The following is a 19,396-nucleotide window of genomic DNA, read 5'->3' as shown; positions in this document are numbered from 1 at the left end:
ACGTTCACTTGGTGTGAAATTTGGTTGTAAAGAGCTGTCTTGAATGCGGGGGATATATTTCTTTGATGATGGATAAAAAGTTAGTTTTGTGGTCTGAAATAATCAGTGTGAAATAAGTGATATGGACAAAATTGTTATTTGCTCGGGGGTGATGCTTGCCCCGGAAGGAGATTTGCTGATGGTTCGTAAAAAAGGTTCTAGCTATTTTCAGCTGCCCGGCGGGAAGGTAGCTCCGGAAGAAAGCCGTGAGGAGACCTTAATTCGCGAACTCAAGGAGGAGCTTCAGTATGACGTGGGCGGGATGGAAATACGGTTTATCGGAAGCCACAGTACGCAAGCCGTAAATGAGCTTAATACGGTTGTCGTGGGCTATATCTATTTAATTAAACTGGCAGAGCGTCATGCATTTGAGGCTTACGAAGAGCTGGACGAAGTGCTGTGGATCAGTAAAGCTAATTGGCAGAACTACCGATGGGCTCATTTGGCATCCGAGTTTGTTCTTCCGAAATGGCTTTCGGGTGATTTTGATCAGTAAATCGTATTGAGTAAACAAATTAAACCTTTGTTTGTTAGAGTTTTATAAAAACTAAAAATAAACGAAGATTATGGAAAATCAGCTTTTAAAAGGGGCGAAGGACTTTTTTGACGAAGAAGCGGTCGCTCAGATAGGGCAAGTTTTAAACCAGGATAAAGAGGGGGTGAAGCAGGGGTTGAATGCAACAATTCCCGCCTTGTTTTTAGGTTTAAGCCAACATTCCGATTCCGGTGGAATTTCGGCAATACTTGAAAAGGCCAAGCAGCATTTCGCGGATTTTGATCTCAAAGGACTTCTCGGCGGTGTGACAAACGCGGATGAGTCTGCAGGGGATCGTGCGGTGGAAGGTGAGAATTCGGCTGGGCTACTGGGATCAATATTTGGTGGTGGCCTGGATACCGTTTTGAGTACTGTTGCCGGTTATTTGGGCTATGATGGTAGTTCCATTGGGAAATTAATGAATTTTTCTCTGTCAGCGATATTCTCCAGTTTAACAAATAAGGGACAAAATTGGGATTTTGAACGTATCGGTCATGTTTTGCAGGAAAATAAAACAGCTTTTGCTGCTGCTGTGCCAGCGGGTTTAGGTTTAGGTGCCTTTGGAAAGCTTTTCGATGGGGCGCATTTTTCTCCACCTGTGGAGTCGGTGACTGAACCTGCAGTTCCTGTTGATGTTGTCAAGGAGGTCGATAGTCATAAGTCAAGCTCCATTAATCCGGCAAATGAGTTGGAAGCACATAAAGAGCCTTTGTCATTGCCGAGAACAGGAGAGTCGCGGGCAGCGATAGCTGAAAACAGTTCCAGAAGCGGGTCCGGTGGCGGTTGGTGGAAGATTTTAATCGCTTTGGTTATATTGGCTCTACTCTGGTTTTTATTTGGAAAAGGCTGCAGCGGCAGTAAGCAAGACGGTGCTACCGACACCAGTGTGAACAGTGCAATGGTGGATTCAAGTACCATGAAAACAGGTTCCAGTTTAGTGGAGCGCGAGCAGACGGAGGTCATCTTGCCAGATGGTGTCAAACTTGCTGCATTTAAAGGCGGGATAGAAGATCAGTTGGTCCAATTTCTAAAATCCGATTATAAGTCGATCGGTGAGGATTCCCTGAAAAATACCTGGTTTGATTTCGATAACCTGAATTCCAAAACAGGTACAGCCGAGGTGTTGCCTGAAAGCCAGGTGCAACTGCGTAATCTTGCGGCGATATTAAAGGCTTTTCCTGCAGCCAATATTAAGATCGGTGGTTATACCGACAAAACAGGTAATGAGGATTTTAATAAAAAGTTATCGCTTGAGCGCGCAACAGCTGTAAAGGATTACCTGGGTAAAGAGCAGCTTTCCAAACAGGTAATCGGTGCAGAGGGGTACGGTTCACAGTTTGCCAAGTATAAGGCAGATGCGCCCGAATCCGATCGTATTATGGATCGGCATGTTTCGATAAGTGTACGGTAAGTGTTTTTTGCTGAACAATAGCCTTGAACGATCCGATCGACAAGACTAAGTTTGAATTCCAAACTATGTTTTTTCTCATAAAAATGCCCCCAGAAAGTGTCTCGCTTTTGGGGGCATTGCAGTGTAACCTGCCCTTTTCTTTGGTGTAATGGAATGCTCTTTAGAAACTGTATACACAGGCCAATAGAAATTGTCCAGCAGATTTAGTTGGGCTTAAGTCGTTCTTGATGAATCGTTCGGTATTTCCTTTGTCAATTCTGATTTCGGGAATAAATTTGAATCCATGGTAATTGTATTCTGCTGTTAAGGTGGTTGCGAGGATATTGGAACTAGGGATTCCATTTTCTTCCTCTTTATGCGTTTGGAAAAACTCTTCGCGTAATCCTAGGCCAAAATTTTCTGAAAAATGAATTCTTGGATAAAGTGCTATTCCAGAGTAACCGCCACCATCTCTCTTTTTATAATTTGTAGCATTTAATCCAAGGAAAAATTTTGAGGTGAAGTCATAATTAGCAACGAGATCGACCAAGGTCCCGGAACTGTAATTGTTTTTACCGCCAGCGGACGATCCTGTCAGAAAATTGAGATAGAAGCTGCTTTTGTCATTGGGGGTATAGGCCAGTTGTGATCCGACATGGGAAACTCCGTTCATATCTTGATAGACGTTCCAGTCGTTAAACAGTCCGACCATTAAGGCTACTTTGTCTGAGAAACTATAGGTAGCTTTTAAACCTGCGTCTTGAAATGGGCCGGCGCCAAATAAATAGGAAGTTGAATAATGAAAGTTGTATGTGGGCGATATTACTTCAAAACCCACAAATGTTCCCATGAATCCTGCAGTAAGATTGAGCTTCTCGGTTAGATCATAGCCTACATATAAATTTTGGATGTGGAAACTGTTTTTGTCATCGCCGGCCTGGCCATCACCGTTCATAATGGATCGATACTGTCCTCTGGGCCCAAAAGATAATTCTCCGACAAATGATGCTTTTTTAAACTTCTTTTTTACAGCCAAATCCACCATGCCAATAGACACAGAATTGTTGTCTTCCGTAAAATAGGTGTTGATGTTGGGTTTGTTTTGAAAATCATATTTCCAATAGGTGTCTACTGATCCGGATATTTCTATTCCTTTTTCTTTTGTTTCTTCTTGGCACGTGGCTGTTTTTATTAGAAATGTCGATAAAATAATGGTTGTTAGAAGTCTTTTCATGTTTTTTTTGGGGTTTAAGTTTGGTTTGTTTGATGTTTTTAGGTGAAATTATCTTTGTTTTGCTTGTTTTGTTTGGTTTTTGGTTTAAAAATAAAGTGATTATTGTGGTTTTTGTATTTGTTTTTGTGAAATTATGTAAAAAAAATCATAAAAAATAAAATAACATGGTATTTTTTTAATAAAAAGACTTTATATTTGAAAAAATTATAAGCGAAAGTAGGTTTTTGTTTTGTTCTTGTATTTTTTTAACAATTTTATTAATGTATTGAAAACACTAATCAGTTTAAACAAATGAAAAAAATTATTCCACTCATTGTTCTAGTTCTTTTGGGAGTATTAGGACTTGTATTTCCCTCGATTGACTTGTCTGACTTAAACAAGACAGAATTTGATACGGGAGATACGGCCTGGTTGTTGACTTCTTCTGCATTGGTGTTGATTATGACACCTGGACTTGCCTTTTTTTACGGCGGTATGGTTAGCAAGAAGAATGTAATTTCAACGATGATGCAAAGCTTTATATGTATGTGTTTAATGACAATCCTTTGGGTCACTGTTGGCTTTAGTTTAGCTTTCGGCGATGATATCGGTGGTATTGTGGGTGATCCGCGTACATTTTTTATGATGAAAGGTACATTAGGGAATGTTGCTTGGGGAGCGCTTCCCACTATACCTTTGGTTTTGTTTGCCATGTTTCAATTGAAGTTTGCGATTATTACACCGGCATTAATTACTGGGGCTTTTGCAGAACGTATCCGTTTTAATTCATTTATGTTATTCATAATCCTGTTCAGTATTTTTATTTATATGCCATTGGCACATGCTACGTGGCACCCAGAAGGTATATTGGCAAAATTTGGTGTTCTTGATTTTGCCGGTGGTACAGTTGTACACATGTCGGCTGGTTGGGCGGCGTTGGCAGCTGCTATTTATTTAAAAGGACGTAAGACACAAAGTCATAATCCAGCACGTATAAGCTACGTGATCTTGGGTACAGCACTTTTATGGTTTGGCTGGTTTGGATTTAATGCCGGTTCTGCCGGTGGAGCAAATTCGTTGGCAGCATATGCTTTTGCGACCACAACTACAGCATCGGCTATGGCCGCGATGGCATGGATATTTGTTGATATCATACGTGGAAAAAAACCTTCAGCAATGGGGGCATGTATCGGTGCTGTTGTTGGTTTGGTTGCAATTACTCCAGCAGCTGGTTTTGTCAGTATTCCACATGCGATGATCATTGGTTTGGTTGGTGCTTTGGTTAGTAATCTGGTTGTATATTTGAGAAGCAAAACAAGTATAGACGATACGTTGGATGTGTTCCCTTGTCACGGGGTAGGCGGTATGGTTGGTATGGTACTTACCGGTGTGTTTGCTCACCATAATGTTAATCCACTTGTTGTGGACAATGGCCTATTTTTTGGCGAGACGAAATTGTTTTTTGTCCATATGGTCGCGTTATTTGCGGTGTCATTTTTTGCCTTCGTGGGTTCATTGGTACTATTGAAGATCACCGATCTTATCGCTCCATTGCGCGTCGAAGAAACAGATGAAGAGCTTGGCTTGGATGTTTCTCAACATGCAGAAGCATTGTAAACCATTCGTGGCATAACGCTCCATTTATCCCAAACAATCTACTGCTTCGCGGTACATTGTTTGGGATATTTTTTGCATTTTTGTCCTGCCAGGAGAAGAGTGTATGTTGTTATACACTATTTTCGGCAACTATGCCTCTAAAAAGATGTTCAATGACTACTGAGATTAAAGATACTTTGCGTTCTGATTTTGAAAAAATGATGCGTTATTGCCTCCAGAAAAATGGTGATTTCGGTTTTAACCTGTTTGGCGAATATGCTGTATCTGTATTAAATTTCTATGTCGGGAATTCAATTTTGCCGCTTAACGAAAAACGTGAAGCTGCATTTTTCCTTACGAACCTTTACAATGCAGGTATCAGAAATGCAATTACTCCTGAGGACATTGAAGAAATAGCCGATGTGCTCTCGCAGGACAAGACGTTAAACTATCAGCTATTGGCCCCTATCTTTAACTAAGGTTTGATCTATTATACAGGATTAGTGCTTGGTCCACACCAGATCGCCTGTTTTATATCCACATTGGAGGGCATAGGTTAAAAATTCATTTCTTATTTTATCTGGAATTTCCCTCTCACGGCCCAAAATCCACATATAGTCGAGGTTGTCTCCAAAAATAAGTGCATATTTATAATCCGACGTTATTTTTACGATATTATAGCCACTGTAAAACGGTCCAAAGAACGACACTTTAAGTGCACCTTCATTGGGGCTGTTGACAAATTTAGCTTTTCCGATAGACTGTTTCCAGCGTTCTTTGTCTTCGGAGTACCCTTGGTTATTGACACGTATTGTACCATTTTTATTTTTGCTGTATTCTGCCGAAACTTGACTTAAGCCTTTTTCCCAATAAAAGTCGAGTCTAGCTATTTCATACCATTTTCCAAGGTATTTATCCAAGTCAAAAGGATCGACGACGTCGGGTCGCGAGATGACGGGCTTAAAGGCATTATAGGCCACAGCGCTAAGTGCGACGCCAGCTAACAGTAACAGTGATTTTTTCTTATCCATGTTCATCTTTTGAATATATATTGTTAAAACAACAATTTTGATACCAATAAGGTTTAGACATACCGCGCTATTTTGCTAATTTTGTTGACTAAAATTTGTATCGGTGTATTCAAGGGAAGAGATAAAACAATTAAAACAGTTATTCTGGACGAAGTTTGGCCAATTTATGGCTTTACATACTTCTGCAGATGGGGATAAGGTAAATTGGATCAACTACAAGACAGGCATTAAGCATTTATACTTCAAAATGGATGCGGATAACAAAGTGGCAACTGTTGCGATACAGTGGTCACAACCTGATGCTGGACTGAGGGCATTGATGGCAGAACAATTTTTTCAGTTTAAAGCGTTGTTGCAGGATCTTCTTGAAGAGGAGTGGATTTGGGACATGGACGGAACGGACGAATATGGGAAACCGATTTGTCGGATCTACACAAGCTTAACAGGTTACAGCGTTTTTAAAGAGACAGACTGGGCTGAGCTCATTTCTTTTTTTAAGCCTCGAATAATTGCGCTGGATGAGTTTTGGTCCTCAGCAAAGTATACCTTCGATATTTTCAAATAATTAACATTTAGTATAGTAAGATGAGTTATTACAGGTTTGATTCCGCTTTTCAACTCCAGTTTGTGGAGAGAACAGCGTTTTTTACAGGTAAGAACTTCGTCATCATTTAAAACAACAATCTAATGAAAAAAATGATTAAGGGTTTGCTGGCAATGGCAATGTGTTTTCAGCTTTCTTCGGTATTTGCGTGGGGTACAACGGGACATCGTGTCGTGGCCGAAATTGCGGAACGCCATTTGACAAAAAAAGCCAAAAAAAATATAGGGAAAATTATTGGAAAACAGAAACTGGCTTATTGGGCCAACTGGGGCGATTTTATTAAATCAGATCCCAATCCTGAATTTAAAAAACTGGGAAATTCCCATTTTATCAATTTAAACTCGAATTTACCCTGGGCTGATTTTCAATTGGGTTTGGAAAGTTCAGCCGACGAGAATCTTTATAAGACAGCGCTACGTATTGAGAAGTCGTTTGCAGATAAAACTCTTCCAATGGATCAGCAAAAGCAAAACCTCTATTTCTTGATCCATATTTTGGGCGATGCGCATCAACCCATGCACGTTAGCCGTGCTGAGGATCAAGGAGGCAATAAGATTGAAGTAAGCTGGTTTGGAAAAAAATCGAATATTCATCGTGTATGGGATAGCGATTTGGTTGATAATGAGAAGTATAGTTACACCGAGTTTGCAACTGTTTTAGATGTGAACAATAAAAAAGAGAATGCGCAGTTAGCGGCTGGAGAACTCTCGAATTGGTTGTATGAATCAAATCAATTAGCTGAAAAGATTTATGCTGACGTAGCTAATAACGCCAATTTATCGTACACTTATGTCTATCAAAACAAGGATATTATGGAGCAATGTATGCTCAAAGGTGGTTTACGCCTTGCCAAAGTGTTAAATCGGATTTTTGGTTAATGTAGCGGGGCTATCACTTCACACAAACAGGGCTATCCATTTTGGATAGCCCTGTTTGTGTCATGCCAGACATATTCCTGACAGTACCGTTTAATTTATTCGATTATCAAAGAAGCTGGCCTCACGGTTTGGATATCTTCCTAATTTAGGTCAGCCCGACGTTGCGATCAAATTGATTGTATGCTTTCAGTTAAACAATGTCCGTAGATTAATTGTTTCCTGTGTATTAAATCGATTTCAATGACTATCCCACAATTATTTAAGAAAATTGTTCCCTTTGCCAAACCTTATCGTCAGTTGATTATTTATACGTTGCTATTAACGGTAGTGGGGTCTTTCGCGGCGCAAATAAACGCTTTTATTTTACGTTATACCGTAGATGAAATTAATGAGCTGATGGTCGCCAAGGAGCCTTTATCGAAAGGCATGTATCTTGTTGGTATAATTAGTATTATTTTACTAATTAAAGAAATAGTCTACGCTTTTGTGCAATTTGGTCAGAAATTTTACGGGGAGAAACTTCGCATTTATATCGCACGTGACTTTTCTCAATCCATTGTAAACCGCATTTTAACCTATAAGTTAGCCTTCTATACCTCAAGCGACAATGAAAGTGGAAAATTGGCTACCCGGATAGATGCCGGGATCAGTTCGTTGACACGTCTGGTCCAAAATTTCTTTATTGATATTCTGCCTTTGTTTGCCAATGCAATCATTGCATTAATCTGTATGTTCTACGCTAATGTATACGTAGGTCTAGTGGGATTGGCTGTTATTCCCTTGTATCTTTATATTAGTCAGACCCAAGCCTCCAGATTGACGGGCTTTAGGAGGCAGATGCGCAAATACCGGGAGTCGAAAAATAATAGGATCATTAGTTTGATCGATTCAATTTTGGTAATTAAATCTTTCGTTCGAGAGCCAGAAGAAGCGAAACGTCATGAAAAGATTCAATATGAAATGACTGAGAATCAAATGGAAACTCGAAAAACAAGTTTTTTTTACGATAGCATTAAAAATTTCGTAGAACAGATTGCCGTTGTGATAATTATTGTTTTAACGGCCTATCTTGTTCTCTCCGGCCAAATTACCATTGGTGCGATTATGTTTCATATTATGTTATTTAATAACGTTTCGGCGCCGATTCGTCAGCTGCACCGGATTTATGATGAGGTAAACGATGCCCTGGTCTATTCGGAATCTTTCTTTGAAATTTTGGAATCTGACGAGTATATAGAATCAAAGGGAGATTATAAGCCGGCACAGATAAAAGGACATTTGGCATTACGGAATGTATTTTTTGAATATCCGAATGGGACGGTTGCTTTAAAGGATGTAAATTTTGAGATCAAGCCAAATGAAATTACGGCATTAGTGGGGCTGAGTGGAGCCGGTAAAAGTACGATTATCAACTTATTGGATAAATTTTATGAACCCACCAGTGGGCAAATTTTTTTGGATGGGGTAGACTTGGCAAAATACGATACAGCGTTTCTCCGTCGACATATCGGTATGGTATTGCAACGGAATCATATTTTTAAAGGAACTATCTTTGAAAATATTGAATATGGTAAAATGGGAAGTTCCAGGGGAGAGATCATTGAAGCGGCCAAAAAGGCCTATATCCATGAGCAGATTATGGATTTGCCCAAAGGTTACGATTCAGATGCGCAATTGCTGTCAGGGGGGCAGCAGCAGCGGATCGCTATAGCTCGTTTGTTTTTAAAAAATCCACCGATTATTTTTCTCGACGAGCCTACGGCTAATTTGGACGCCATTGCGACCGAACAGATTAAAAATAGTTTGGATGCCATAAAGAAAGACCGTACAGTGATTATCGTTTCTCACAGTATCTCCCAGATCATCGATTCCAATGCTATTGTGGTCATGGAAAAGGGGATGGTGGTGGAGAAAGGACAACATGAAGATCTTTACGCACATAAAGGAACCTATTATGATATTTTCTCGGCAATGGCCAACAGCTTAAACCTGAGTAAAATAAGCAGAACATTACAAGCAGATAAAAGATAGGGGATTATTAACTTGTGCGACTATGGAGTATCATGCCAATGACCACCAATACAATACCCATACAGGAATATACATTTGGAAGTGCCGCCTGCAAGAAGAGAATTTCGCCTAGCAGCGTAAAAATAACTTCCATGGCCTGTGTTGCCTCTACAGCTGCTAAGGCTTTATGATCGTGATAAACGAAATCAGTAGCTGAGAAAAATAAAAGTGTTGCAATCACCCCCGAACAAATGGCCACTAAAAAGGTTTGGAAGAGCTGGCTATCAGTTGGTAAACCATGATCAGAATAGCCAAATAGACTCAGGATAATCCAAAATGGCATACTACAGAGCGTCATCCCGAGCGTGCGTTGAAAAGCATCTAACCTATTATTTGATATTTTCATCATTTTACGGTTACCTAAGGGATAGGCAATGGCACCGATCAATACAGGGATGGTTCCCAATAACATGCTGTTTAAGAAGGTTGACTGGGCTTCTGAAATTTGCATCAAAAGAATACCTAAAAAAATTAGAATGGAGAAGAGGAGTGAAGCTTTTGATATGCTTTTTCGCTGACCTTTCGTTTCGAGCAACGGACCAATAAACATGCCGGCTATAATGGTGAATTCGAAAGTGCTGGCTACGAGCCAAGATGGGCCATAATTTGCGCCATAGGTAAGCGCCGCATAGAACAGTCCGAATCCGATGGTACTCCAAAGAAGCCATTGCCAAAGGTTGGATCTGATTTCTTTAAGTAAATCGATGAGGTTTCCTCTTATGGCAACAATGATAAGTAAGACTGGGAGCATCCAAATAAACCGTAAGGAGGCTGTCCATTGCCAGCTTCCACCGGACACGGCCATAATGCGGTTTAGAACGAAGGTACTGGCAAAAAATAAGGCGGCTAGCGTTCCTAAAAAAAGTGCATTTTTTTTATTCTTTTTTATTGTAAATTGGATTGGCATAAATAAGTGGAATGCGATGTATACTTAACTTTGTGAAAGTAAGCAAATGTCCGTTTAAATGAAAATGAAACAAAAACTAATTGATTTTTATCGCGATTTTCTCATTTAAAATTCCTTATTTTGCCTAATCAATAAAACAAGTAGTAAGAAAATTAATCAAGATGATTATACAACCAAGAACTAGAGGTTTTATTTGTTTAACCTCGCATCCACAAGGGGCTGCGCAAAACATTAAAAATCAAATTGAATACGTGAAATCCAAAGGTGAGATCGCGAATGGTCCAAAGAAAGTATTGGTAATCGGTGCTTCTACTGGATTTGGTGTTGCATCTCGGATTTCTGCAGCATTTGGTTCTGGAGCTGCTACAATCGGTGTATTTTTTGAAAAACCTGCGGCAGAAGGCAAGCCCGGGACTGCCGGATGGTACAATTCCGCAGCTTTTGAGAAAGAAGCCCATGAGGCGGGATTATATGCCAAAAGTATCAATGGTGACGCTTTTTCGGACGAAGTGAAAAAACAAACTATTGAACTTATTAAAAAGGATCTGGGACAGGTTGATTTAGTGGTTTACAGTTTGGCATCACCACGCCGTACGCATCCAAAAACGGGGGTAGCACATGCTTCTGTTTTGAAACCGATACAAGAACCATTTACCAACAAAACGGTAGATTTCCATACGGGTGTAATTTCAGATATTACCATTCAGCCTGTTGAAAATGAAGAAGATATTGCGAATACTGTAGCTGTTATGGGTGGAGAAGACTGGAAGTTTTGGATCGAAGATCTTAAAGCTGCTGGTGTGTTAGCTGATGGAGCGAAAACAGTTGCCTATTCTTACATAGGTCCTGAACTTACTTATCCAATTTACCGTAATGGTACGATTGGTCGTGCGAAGGATGATTTAGAAGGAACAGTGCCTGCCATAAACGCGATTTTGAGCGATATTAATGGTGTATCTTATGTATCGGTGAATAAAGCTTTGGTTACGCAATCAAGCTCAGCTATTCCTGTTGTTCCTTTATACATTTCTTTATTGTACAAAGTCATGAAAGAAAAAGGAATTCACGAGGGTACAATTGAACAAATGCAACGTTTGTTTGCCGAGCGACTTTATACTGCTGACGGCAAAGTATTGCTTGATGAAAAAGGTCGTATCCGTGTGGATGACTTAGAAATGCGTGAAGATGTTCAGGCTGAAGTTGCAGCATTGTGGGAGAAAGCAACAACTGAAAATTTAGCGGAAATTTCAGATATTGAAGGTTATCGTAACGAGTTTTTCAATTTGTTCGGTTTCAATTTTGAGGGTATCGATTACAATGCTGATACCAATGAAGTTGTTGGCGTACCTAGTATTGAGGGTTAAATTTAACGAATATACCTACAAAAAGAGCGGTGAATGTTTAAACATTCACCGCTCTTTTTGTAGGTATATCTTTGATACGATGTATGGATGTTTAGTGGAGACTATGGTGTCAGCTCCCGCTTTTTTTGATAGAGTAGGTTTCCAACAACGGCAAAACCAATGCAGACCATCATGGTACTAAATGGGTATATCGCTGTCATCCCCCTATTATTGGCCACAAAGCCAATTAATGGACCTGTGATGCCAAGTGAAATATCAATAAATAGCCCATAAGCAGCCAGAGCAGAGCCTTGTTGACTTTGGTCTACCCGTTTAATGGCTTCGACACCAAGCGCAGGAAATACCAGTGAGAAGCCAAAACCCGTTAACGCAGCGCCCAATAGGGGCCATAAGGGATCAATTGCCACGGCGATAACCGTGAGGCCTACTGTTTCAACAAAAAGACTAACTAAGGCAACCTTGAGCCCACCATATTGGTCAATGACCTTATTGAAAATTAGTCGTGTTAAAATGAAAAATACGCCAAATAAAGTTAAGCATGCTGCCCCATTTTCCCAATTGAAATGTTCATAGTAAAGCGTCATAAAAGTGGAGATACTGCCAAACCCCAGACCACCTAAAGCAAGACAAATTCCAAAGGGAGCTACTAAAAGCAATACGCGTCTAAAACTCACTTTTTCAGCCTTTTTACCTGCCACTTGATAGGGTGTTTTTGCGCGGCAATAAAAATAGCCGAGCAGACCAATAGCACTGGTCAATAGAGCCAAAGCTTCATAATTGATATGATCCACCAGCAACACACCCAAGGGCGCACCAATAGCCAATGCACCATAGCTGGCTATTCCGTTGAAAGAGATCGCTTTTGCGGCATGTTCGTCGCCGAGCTCCATTAATGCCCAATTTATAGGGCTCGCACCCACTAGACCCTCTCCAATTCCAGTAAACAAGCGGGTAATAAGTAGGAGACCCAAACTGAGCAGAGGCTGAGACCGGAATAAAAAAACAAGCAGTAAAAGGAGTCCCGATAATGCAAAAAATAACATGCTGCGCAGAACGGAAATCTTGGGGCCCTTGGTGTCCACAATTTTTCCTGCATAACCGCGTAGTAGGAAAGTAGCGATATATTGAACGCTAATAACCAGTCCCGCAATAATTGTATTAAATCCTAAAGTTTGATGAATAAAGATGGGGAGGGTAGCAAGCGATAGGCCGATTGTGAGGTAACCAAGGAAAGTTAAAGAGACGTAGCCTAAAATCTTTTGATTGACCTCCCGAAGAGAAACTGTCATTATAAAAATTTTAGGCGAAATTACGTCTTTATGCTTGTTTTAAGAAATAAAATCAATAAACAACTGTCTCTTTAATATCACAATTTTTCTCGAGCCATTCTTGGTCAAATTGTTTTGGTGAAATTCTTTTGCCTTGATAGATATAGTAAACTTTTTCAGATTCACCCTTTACTGGGGGACCAGGTATTTTATTGACAATCTTCTCTTCAGGACAGTCCTGTATCAAAGCCTGTTCTTTGACTTGACGAGTTTTACATGAATTGGAGGTGATAACAAGGATGAAAAAGTACAATAATTTATTCATGAGTTTAGTTTTAATACAATTGTTAACGTAAGCGCTGTTCAAAATGCGACATCAATTATTCAATAGTGTACAACTTTTTGATCGGCTGTTTGTTCTATAAAAGATACCTGAAAGGCTAGAATCGCGACAGGAGAAATTAACGTTAGAAAAATTAAATAATTAGCATAGAAAACATGAGAAGAAAAGCAACAGCCCAATGGAATGGCAATCTGAAAGAAGGAAAAGGTAGCCTGACTACAGACAGTACAGCGTTGGATCATACGCAATACTCATTTTCGACACGGTTTGAAAATGGTGTGGGAACAAACCCCGAAGAATTATTGGCAGCAGCACATGCAGGATGCTTCACCATGCAATTGAGCGCTTTTCTTTCTGAAGCCGGTTTTGTCCCGGAAGAATTAATCACCGTGTCGACAATCGTGTTCGAGAATGGTTCAATTGTGCGATCTGAACTTGAACTGCAAGGAAAGGTGCCAACGATAAGCGAAACTGAGTTTCAAACAATAGCGCATAAAGCGAAGGAAAACTGTCCGGTGAGTAAGGCATTCAGTTTCGAGAAAACCTTAGATGCAAAGTTACTTTGATAAAGGCGTTCTATCGAACAAAAACTTGGTCTTTTTTCGTTAAAAGGAGAAAAAGCTGTTATTTTTGAGGCTAACATAAATAATTAGCAATATTGAATTTTAATCCATTGAGTTTTGGTTCAGAGAAAGAAAAATAAGTTAAGTTCAGCAGCGCTTGCGGAAAAGAATCTGGAAGCTGGAAAGGTATTTTTGGAAAAGTATGCCCAGCAAGAAGGAGTAGTCGTATGCGCATCGGGTTTGCATTATAAGGTATTAACAAAGGGGGCGGGGCAAATTCCCAAGAAGTCGGCTAAAGTTATCTGCCATTATAAAGGCGAGCTTCTAGACGGAACTGTATTCGATAGTTCGTATAAGCGGAAGCGCCCCGAAACGTTTTATATTAATGAACTCATCGTGGGTTGGCAAGAAGCGATTTCAATGATGCCGGTTGGATCAATCTGGGAGGTGTGCCTTCCACCAAAACTGGCTTATGGAAAGGAAGAGTTGTTACCTCGAAAAGGAGGAGAATGTACGTTGATATTTCAGATTGAGTTAATTGCGATTTTAGCTTAACCCTAAAAAACTTCCATAAAAAAGCCCGNNCGGGCTTTTTTATGGAAGTTTATTTTTTACTCTACTTCTTTGATCTTAGCATTGATTTCGGCCGTTTTAGCTTCGTCTTGCATAAAAATATAGTAGTTCTTTAAATTCGTTAAAGCATCTACATTTTTTGGTTGCAAAGAAACTGCTTTCTCTAAGTAAGGAAGCACTGGCTTTAATTCTGCTTTAATCTTATTTAATTCTGCATCATATTGCGCTTGCGTCAATTTTCTGTTATTATTAACAACATTTAATCTTTCACGTGTTTTGTTCATTAACGTGATTGCTAAATTTGTATTTGCCTCAAAAAAGTTAGGATCAATCTCCAATGCTTTTTTGTATGCTGCAACTGCTGCGTCTTCGTTTTTCGCTGAAGATTGGGCTATGCCTAGGTAATAATTTAAGCTTTTATTGTTTGGATCTTTTGCTAATTGTGCAGTGATAGCATCAATTGTTTCTTTTTCGTGGCCTGTAATCAGATTCAATTCGATGTTTTGAGTCATCGCCGCATTGTCATCTGGATAAGCTTCAGCCGCTTTTTTTGCATATTCAAGTGCTGAAGTTGTATCTTGCATAGAGAGGTACAATTTCGGTAGATCGACCATAATCGTTTTATGCGAAGAGAAATCTTTTCTTGGAATTAGTTCTTTATAACGTTCCACAGCATTCTTATAATCCTTATTTGATAGCGCTGCAACACCGCTGTAATAAGTAACTAATGTATCTCCAGGAAGATAGGTCAACGCTTTTGTAAAAGAGCTGTACGATTCAGCATATTTTTGTGCTTGATATGCTTCTGCTCCCAAATTGAAATTATATTGTCCCAGAATTTGTTCTGCAACAGTAATATTCGCTTTATTCGCACCGTCTGTATCCAGCTGTTTTGCTTTCGCAATTCCGTCCTCAGCCAATTTCGCTAATTCAGATGACTTATCTATTGTTGATAGGTTTGCATTTACCAATGCATATACCGTCCACGCTTCCGCATTATCTTTTGTTTTGTCATTGACAACAGCTGCGTCAATAGCTTCTTTCGCCGATTTCAAATTAGGAATACCCAATTGAACCGTACCAGCGTCTTTCAATTCTTGGAATTTCGCTAGGGCAGATTTTGCCTTTTTAACATTGCCCGTCTGCGCAAAAGAAACTGAGGTAGATACAGTACCTATTGCTGCTAATAATAATAGAGATTTTAAATTCATATCTATTTAACTGTTAATTGATTCAATAATAAATTCACTCTGTCTAATTGAGATGCGTCATCAATAAGCTTATAATATTTAGCCAAAGCTTTAAGCGCATTGACATCATAAGGCTTAATCTCATTTGCCTTCAACAGATACTCGATGGTCAACTCTTGTATATCCTGATTGGAAGGTTCCTTTAATAAAGTCTCCAGATTGATTAACCCTAATGCAAGATTAGATTCATAATTATTCGGATCCAATCGCAATACATTATTATAATATTCTTTCGCCCGTTTTATATCATTGGCATTTTCGTAAGAATAGCCTGCAATATAGTTCAGTTCGACATTTTCAGGTTCTAGACGGATAGCATCAGCAATGACATTTAAGATAGCGTCATAAGAATTATTGGCCGAATACACATCAATTAATCTAAAAAGTATCTGTTTATTTTCAGGAAATATAGCATGTCCTTTTTCAAGAACGTTCAAGACATCCTGTTTAGTACCTCCGAGCGAATAAATCTGCGCTAATTCAAGAAAGTAATTAGGCTTTGGATGTTCACTTTTAATGAGTTCATCATAATATTTGATTGAATTCATATAATCTTTATTCTTGCCGGAGAGTACCGCCAGATTATATTTGAGATCATTATTTTTGAAACCAAGTGAATCTATTCGAAGGTAAGCTTTATAAGCTTTGTCAAATTTGCCATCTTTTAAAGCCAACGCTCCCTGATAGGATATGGCTCCAGCAAGATTTTGACGAATGTAGTCCATTTCCGCAGGAAAGTTTCGACGTGCTTTTTTTTGATCCAGAAGCTTAAGTGATTTGATGGATACGTCGATAGGATCCATTTTATAGGGCTGCTTCCTTGTTGAATCTGCAACTGCCAAGGAGCTATATACCAATGCCCTTAAAAGGTTATTATTGACAGAAGCCGAATCTTTCTTTGATTGGAAGGCGGCGTCTGCAAACTTTCGCGCATTTTCAAGATTTTTAAATTCGCCAGTTTTGGTATATAAAGCAAAACTGTTGCTGCCCTCCTTTAAATTGGATTGGGCAACAACAGTTAAACTACTTGCAGATATTAACAATGATATCAGTAAGTTTTTCATTAGACTATTTATTCTTCGTTTGAGTCCGTGTTTTCTTCAGAAGTCGAATCACCATTTTCCGTTGACTCTTCGGTCAGTTCAGACTCTTCTTCAGATTCTTCTTCACGATCGACTTTCGTAATAGACGCGATCTCGTCGTTATCTTTCAAATTAATGAGCCTTACACCTTGTGTTGCACGTCCCATTACTCTTAACTCTTCTACAGCAATGCGGATAACAATACCAGATTTGTTGATGATCATTAAGTCCTCGTTGTCCGTAACGCCTTTAATTGCAACGAGTTCACCTGTCTTATCGGTGACGTTGATTGTTTTCACACCTTTACCACCACGATTCGTTACGCGATAATCCTCGATATCTGTACGTTTTCCATATCCTTTTTCAGAAACGACCAACACGGTAGTTTCCGAATCATTCACACTAATCATGCCAATCACCTCATCGCTTTCCGCTGCCAAGGTGATACCACGTACACCTGTTGCCGTTCTGCCCATTGGACGAACCGTAGATTCATTGAAACGAATTGCACGACCAGAACGCAGTGCCATGACAATTTCGCTGCTTCCAGTAGTCAAACAAGCCTCAATTAATTGATCGCCTTCATTGATATTGATGGCATTGATACCATTTGCTCTTGGACGAGAATAGGCTTCCAAAGACGTCTTCTTAATCGTACCTTTTTTGGTACACATAATAATGAAGTTGTTTTCCAAATAATCTTGGTCTTTCAGGTTCTTCACCAGGATGAAGGCCTTTATTTTCTCTTCTTTTGGAACGTTGATTATATTTTGAAGTGCTCGACCTCTAGAAGTACGGCTTCCTTCAGGAATCTCAAATGCACGCAACCAGAAACAGCGACCTGCCTCTGTAAATAGCAGCATATAATTATGTGCCGACGCTGTAATGATATGTTCGGTAAAATCTTCTTCGCGTGTATTTGTGCCAATTGATCCGCGGCCACCGCGACCCTGACGTTTGTATTCGGATAATGGTGTGCGTTTTACGTAACTGTTGTGGGAGATTGTGATAACGATTTCTTCATCATCAATAAAATCTTCCATACGCATATCTTCAGCAGAGTGTACAATCTGGGATCTACGTTCGTCACCATATTTTTCTTTGATCTCAATTAACTCATCTTTGATAATTTTCATACGAAGTCCCTCGTCTTCCAATATCGATTTTAAATAGTCAATTGTTTTCATCAATTCAGCATATTCCTCTTTAATCTTATCACGTTCCAGTCCTGTTAGACGACGTAAGGTCATATCAAGGATCGCGCGAGCCTGAAGATCGGATAGGCCAAATTTCTCCATTAATCCAAGGCGTGCATCTTCCGGAGTATCCGAATTACGGATCAATTTGATGACTTCATCCAAATGATCCAAGGCAATTAAATACCCCTCTAGAATATGAGCACGTTTTTCAGCTTCCGCCAGCTCATAGCGTGTACGTCTAACGATTACCTCATGTCTATGCTCTACAAACTCATGAATCATGTCTTTCAGATTCAATAGCATTGGCCTTCCTTTAACTAAAGCAATGTTGTTTACTGAAAATGAAGTTTGTAGCGCTGTGTATTTAAACAAATTGTTTAAAACAACATTTGCATTTGCATCGCGCTTGATGTCGTACACAATACGCATCCCGGTACGGTCAGATTCATCACGAATAGCAGAAATTCCTTCTAATTTCTTTTCGTTAACTAATTCGGCTGTACGCTCGATCATATTCGCCTTGTTCACTTGATAAGGAATTTCGGTGACGATAATCTGCTCTCTACCCGATTTGGTTGCTTCTATTTCAGCTTTTGCACGCATAACAATACGGCCACGACCTGTATTACAAGCATCTTGAACCCCAGCATAGCCGTAGATTAATGCACCTGTAGGGAAGTCTGGACCTTTGATGTGCTGCATCAATTCCGAAACCTCGATATCACGATTATCAATAAAAGCGATTGTACCATCGATAACCTCGGATAGGTTATGTGGGGCCATATTTGTAGCCATACCCACTGCAATCCCCGAAGCTCCGTTGACCAGGAGATTTGGAATACGGGTGGGAAGGACTGTTGGTTCTTGTAGGGAATCGTCAAAGTTATTTTGGAAATCAACCGTATCTTTGTTGATATCAGATAGCATTTCCTCGGCAATTTTCTTTAATCTTGCCTCCGTATAACGCATCGCCGCAGGTGGATCGCCATCGATGGAACCGTAGTTACCTTGACCATCTACCAAAGGATAACGTAAACTCCAATCTTGAGCCATACGAACCATGGTGTCATAAACGGATGAATCACCATGTGGGTGATATTTACCTAATACGTCACCAACGATACGGGCAGACTTTTTGTAAGGCTTGCCACTGGTAACCCCTAAGTCCAGCATGCCATAAAGAACACGTCTGTGTACTGGCTTCATGCCATCACGCGCATCAGGAAGTGCTCTTGATACAATGACAGACATGGAGTAGTCAATGTAGGCAGACTTCATCTGATCCTCGATGTTAATTGGGATAATCCGGTCGTTTGCCGGAACAAGATTGTTGTCGTTTTCTGTTTCTTCAGCCATATGAATTTGGTTTCAATAAAACTAGTATGCAAGCCCTCTAAACTGGCTTGCCACGCATGCGAAGTTACAAAAATTTAACCTCAAAAGCGAATGATTTAAGCCCTAATATACACAAAAAAGACAATCTTTTATGGA

Annotated in this window: 18 protein-coding genes; 10 read left to right on the top strand and 8 right to left on the bottom strand. The window is 39.8% G+C overall.

Translation table 11 applies throughout. The features are described 5' to 3' along the window. Window positions 1-121 precede the first annotated feature (121 nt). Both B3H30_RS12500 and B3H30_RS12495 read left to right on the top strand, forming a co-directional pair. Window positions 122-535, top strand: coding sequence for an NUDIX hydrolase (locus B3H30_RS12500; RefSeq protein WP_053003618.1), 414 nt, complete (start codon window positions 122-124; stop codon window positions 533-535). A 70-nt stretch (window positions 536-605) separates the two neighbouring features. After that, window positions 606-1,985: an OmpA family protein gene (locus tag B3H30_RS12495; RefSeq protein WP_070568918.1), complete on the top strand. Its 1,380-nt coding sequence runs from the start codon at window positions 606-608 to the stop codon at window positions 1,983-1,985. A 160-nt stretch (window positions 1,986-2,145) separates the two neighbouring features. On the opposite strand, the gene B3H30_RS12490 is transcribed toward B3H30_RS12495, so the two are convergent. Further along, window positions 2,146-3,198, bottom strand: a complete 1,053-nt coding sequence (locus B3H30_RS12490) for an outer membrane beta-barrel protein (RefSeq protein WP_070568916.1) — start codon at window positions 3,196-3,198, stop codon at window positions 2,146-2,148. Window positions 3,199-3,489: 291 nt separating this feature from the next. Here B3H30_RS12490 and B3H30_RS12485 point away from each other — a divergent pair, with 291 nt between their 5' ends. Continuing rightward, the gene (locus tag B3H30_RS12485) at window positions 3,490-4,794 is read left to right on the top strand and encodes an ammonium transporter (RefSeq protein ID WP_070568913.1); all 1,305 of its coding nucleotides are present in this window, start codon (window positions 3,490-3,492) and stop codon (window positions 4,792-4,794) included. 152 nt (window positions 4,795-4,946) lie between these two features. Then, window positions 4,947-5,252 (top strand): hypothetical protein, encoded by a 306-nt coding sequence (locus B3H30_RS12480; RefSeq protein WP_286834187.1) that lies wholly within the window; start codon window positions 4,947-4,949, stop codon window positions 5,250-5,252. 21 nt (window positions 5,253-5,273) lie between these two features. Here B3H30_RS12480 and B3H30_RS12475 read toward each other — a convergent pair whose 3' ends face one another. Then, window positions 5,274-5,804, bottom strand: coding sequence for a lipocalin family protein (locus B3H30_RS12475; RefSeq protein WP_070569098.1), 531 nt, complete (start codon window positions 5,802-5,804; stop codon window positions 5,274-5,276). A gap of 103 nt (window positions 5,805-5,907) precedes the next feature. Between B3H30_RS12475 and B3H30_RS12470 the strand changes: the two genes are divergently transcribed. The 3 genes from B3H30_RS12470 to B3H30_RS12460 all read left to right on the top strand — a co-directional run bounded on the left by B3H30_RS12470 (window position 5,908) and on the right by B3H30_RS12460 (window position 9,317). After that, window positions 5,908-6,369, top strand: a complete 462-nt coding sequence (locus B3H30_RS12470) for a DUF4268 domain-containing protein (protein WP_070568910.1) — start codon at window positions 5,908-5,910, stop codon at window positions 6,367-6,369. 122 nt (window positions 6,370-6,491) lie between these two features. After that, window positions 6,492-7,286, top strand: coding sequence for a S1/P1 nuclease (locus tag B3H30_RS12465; RefSeq protein WP_070568908.1), 795 nt, complete (start codon window positions 6,492-6,494; stop codon window positions 7,284-7,286). Window positions 7,287-7,526: 240 nt separating this feature from the next. After that, window positions 7,527-9,317: an ABC transporter ATP-binding protein gene (locus B3H30_RS12460; protein ID WP_070568903.1), complete on the top strand. Its 1,791-nt coding sequence runs from the start codon at window positions 7,527-7,529 to the stop codon at window positions 9,315-9,317. A 7-nt stretch (window positions 9,318-9,324) separates the two neighbouring features. Here B3H30_RS12460 and B3H30_RS12455 read toward each other — a convergent pair whose 3' ends face one another. Next, the gene (locus B3H30_RS12455) at window positions 9,325-10,263 is read right to left on the bottom strand and encodes a multidrug resistance efflux transporter family protein (protein WP_070568899.1); all 939 of its coding nucleotides are present in this window, start codon (window positions 10,261-10,263) and stop codon (window positions 9,325-9,327) included. Window positions 10,264-10,424: 161 nt separating this feature from the next. Between B3H30_RS12455 and fabV the strand changes: the two genes are divergently transcribed. Beyond that, window positions 10,425-11,627 carry an enoyl-ACP reductase FabV gene (fabV, locus tag B3H30_RS12450; RefSeq protein ID WP_070568896.1) on the top strand — a complete coding sequence of 401 codons (1,203 nt, stop codon included), beginning with the start codon at window positions 10,425-10,427 and terminating at the stop codon, window positions 11,625-11,627. Window positions 11,628-11,728: 101 nt separating this feature from the next. On the opposite strand, the gene B3H30_RS12445 is transcribed toward fabV, so the two are convergent. Further along, window positions 11,729-12,916, bottom strand: coding sequence for an MFS transporter (locus B3H30_RS12445; RefSeq protein ID WP_070568893.1), 1,188 nt, complete (start codon window positions 12,914-12,916; stop codon window positions 11,729-11,731). Window positions 12,917-12,968: 52 nt separating this feature from the next. Then, window positions 12,969-13,220, bottom strand: a complete 252-nt coding sequence (locus B3H30_RS12440; protein WP_070568890.1) for a hypothetical protein — start codon at window positions 13,218-13,220, stop codon at window positions 12,969-12,971. A gap of 173 nt (window positions 13,221-13,393) precedes the next feature. Here B3H30_RS12440 and B3H30_RS12435 point away from each other — a divergent pair, with 173 nt between their 5' ends. Further along, window positions 13,394-13,804 (top strand): OsmC family protein, encoded by a 411-nt coding sequence (locus B3H30_RS12435; RefSeq protein ID WP_070568887.1) that lies wholly within the window; start codon window positions 13,394-13,396, stop codon window positions 13,802-13,804. A gap of 114 nt (window positions 13,805-13,918) precedes the next feature. Further along, window positions 13,919-14,356 carry an FKBP-type peptidyl-prolyl cis-trans isomerase gene (locus B3H30_RS12430; RefSeq protein WP_070568885.1) on the top strand — a complete coding sequence of 146 codons (438 nt, stop codon included), beginning with the start codon at window positions 13,919-13,921 and terminating at the stop codon, window positions 14,354-14,356. Window positions 14,357-14,412: 56 nt separating this feature from the next. Here the strand turns inward: B3H30_RS12430 and B3H30_RS12425 are convergent, their stop codons facing one another. From B3H30_RS12425 to gyrA, 3 genes are read right to left on the bottom strand one after another with little or no spacing between them, the layout of a single operon-like run. Beyond that, window positions 14,413-15,585: a tetratricopeptide repeat protein gene (locus tag B3H30_RS12425; RefSeq protein ID WP_070568882.1), complete on the bottom strand. Its 1,173-nt coding sequence runs from the start codon at window positions 15,583-15,585 to the stop codon at window positions 14,413-14,415. 2 nt (window positions 15,586-15,587) lie between these two features. Then, complete coding sequence (locus tag B3H30_RS12420) at window positions 15,588-16,688, bottom strand: tetratricopeptide repeat protein (protein ID WP_070568880.1); 1,101 nt, start codon at window positions 16,686-16,688, stop codon at window positions 15,588-15,590. 8 nt (window positions 16,689-16,696) lie between these two features. Beyond that, on the bottom strand, window positions 16,697-19,261 hold the full coding sequence (gyrA, locus tag B3H30_RS12415; RefSeq protein ID WP_070568875.1) for a DNA gyrase subunit A: 2,565 nt from the start codon (window positions 19,259-19,261) through the stop codon (window positions 16,697-16,699). Between the last annotated feature and the right edge of the window lie 135 nt (window positions 19,262-19,396).

Origin of the sequence: Sphingobacterium sp. UBA7038, assembly GCF_002494055.1 — a bacterium.
GTDB lineage: Bacteria > Bacteroidota > Bacteroidia > Sphingobacteriales > Sphingobacteriaceae > Sphingobacterium > Sphingobacterium multivorum.
The sequence above is the reverse complement of the archived record's forward strand: the minus strand, read 5'-3'. Positions and strand labels throughout refer to the sequence as shown.

Bases quoted from the DNA above. Each gene is read 5' to 3' on its own strand.
- B3H30_RS12500 (WP_053003618.1), top strand. From the start codon at position 122: ATGGACAAAATTGTTATTTGCTCGGGGGTGATGCTTGCCCCGGAAGGA.
- B3H30_RS12480 (WP_286834187.1), top strand. From the start codon at position 4,947: ATGACTACTGAGATTAAAGATACTTTGCGTTCTGATTTTGAAAAAATG.
- B3H30_RS12495 (WP_070568918.1), top strand. From the start codon at position 606: ATGGAAAATCAGCTTTTAAAAGGGGCGAAGGACTTTTTTGACGAAGAA.
- B3H30_RS12485 (WP_070568913.1), top strand. From the start codon at position 3,490: ATGAAAAAAATTATTCCACTCATTGTTCTAGTTCTTTTGGGAGTATTA.
- B3H30_RS12420 (WP_070568880.1), bottom strand. From the start codon at position 16,688: ATGAAAAACTTACTGATATCATTGTTAATATCTGCAAGTAGTTTAACT.
- B3H30_RS12460 (WP_070568903.1), top strand. From the start codon at position 7,527: ATGACTATCCCACAATTATTTAAGAAAATTGTTCCCTTTGCCAAACCT.
- B3H30_RS12490 (WP_070568916.1), bottom strand. From the start codon at position 3,198: ATGAAAAGACTTCTAACAACCATTATTTTATCGACATTTCTAATAAAA.
- B3H30_RS12435 (WP_070568887.1), top strand. From the start codon at position 13,394: ATGAGAAGAAAAGCAACAGCCCAATGGAATGGCAATCTGAAAGAAGGA.
- B3H30_RS12445 (WP_070568893.1), bottom strand. From the start codon at position 12,916: ATGACAGTTTCTCTTCGGGAGGTCAATCAAAAGATTTTAGGCTACGTC.
- B3H30_RS12475 (WP_070569098.1), bottom strand. From the start codon at position 5,804: ATGGATAAGAAAAAATCACTGTTACTGTTAGCTGGCGTCGCACTTAGC.
- fabV (WP_070568896.1), top strand. From the start codon at position 10,425: ATGATTATACAACCAAGAACTAGAGGTTTTATTTGTTTAACCTCGCAT.
- B3H30_RS12465 (WP_070568908.1), top strand. From the start codon at position 6,492: ATGAAAAAAATGATTAAGGGTTTGCTGGCAATGGCAATGTGTTTTCAG.
- B3H30_RS12455 (WP_070568899.1), bottom strand. From the start codon at position 10,263: ATGCCAATCCAATTTACAATAAAAAAGAATAAAAAAAATGCACTTTTT.
- B3H30_RS12440 (WP_070568890.1), bottom strand. From the start codon at position 13,220: ATGAATAAATTATTGTACTTTTTCATCCTTGTTATCACCTCCAATTCA.
- B3H30_RS12425 (WP_070568882.1), bottom strand. From the start codon at position 15,585: ATGAATTTAAAATCTCTATTATTATTAGCAGCAATAGGTACTGTATCT.
- gyrA (WP_070568875.1), bottom strand. From the start codon at position 19,261: ATGGCTGAAGAAACAGAAAACGACAACAATCTTGTTCCGGCAAACGAC.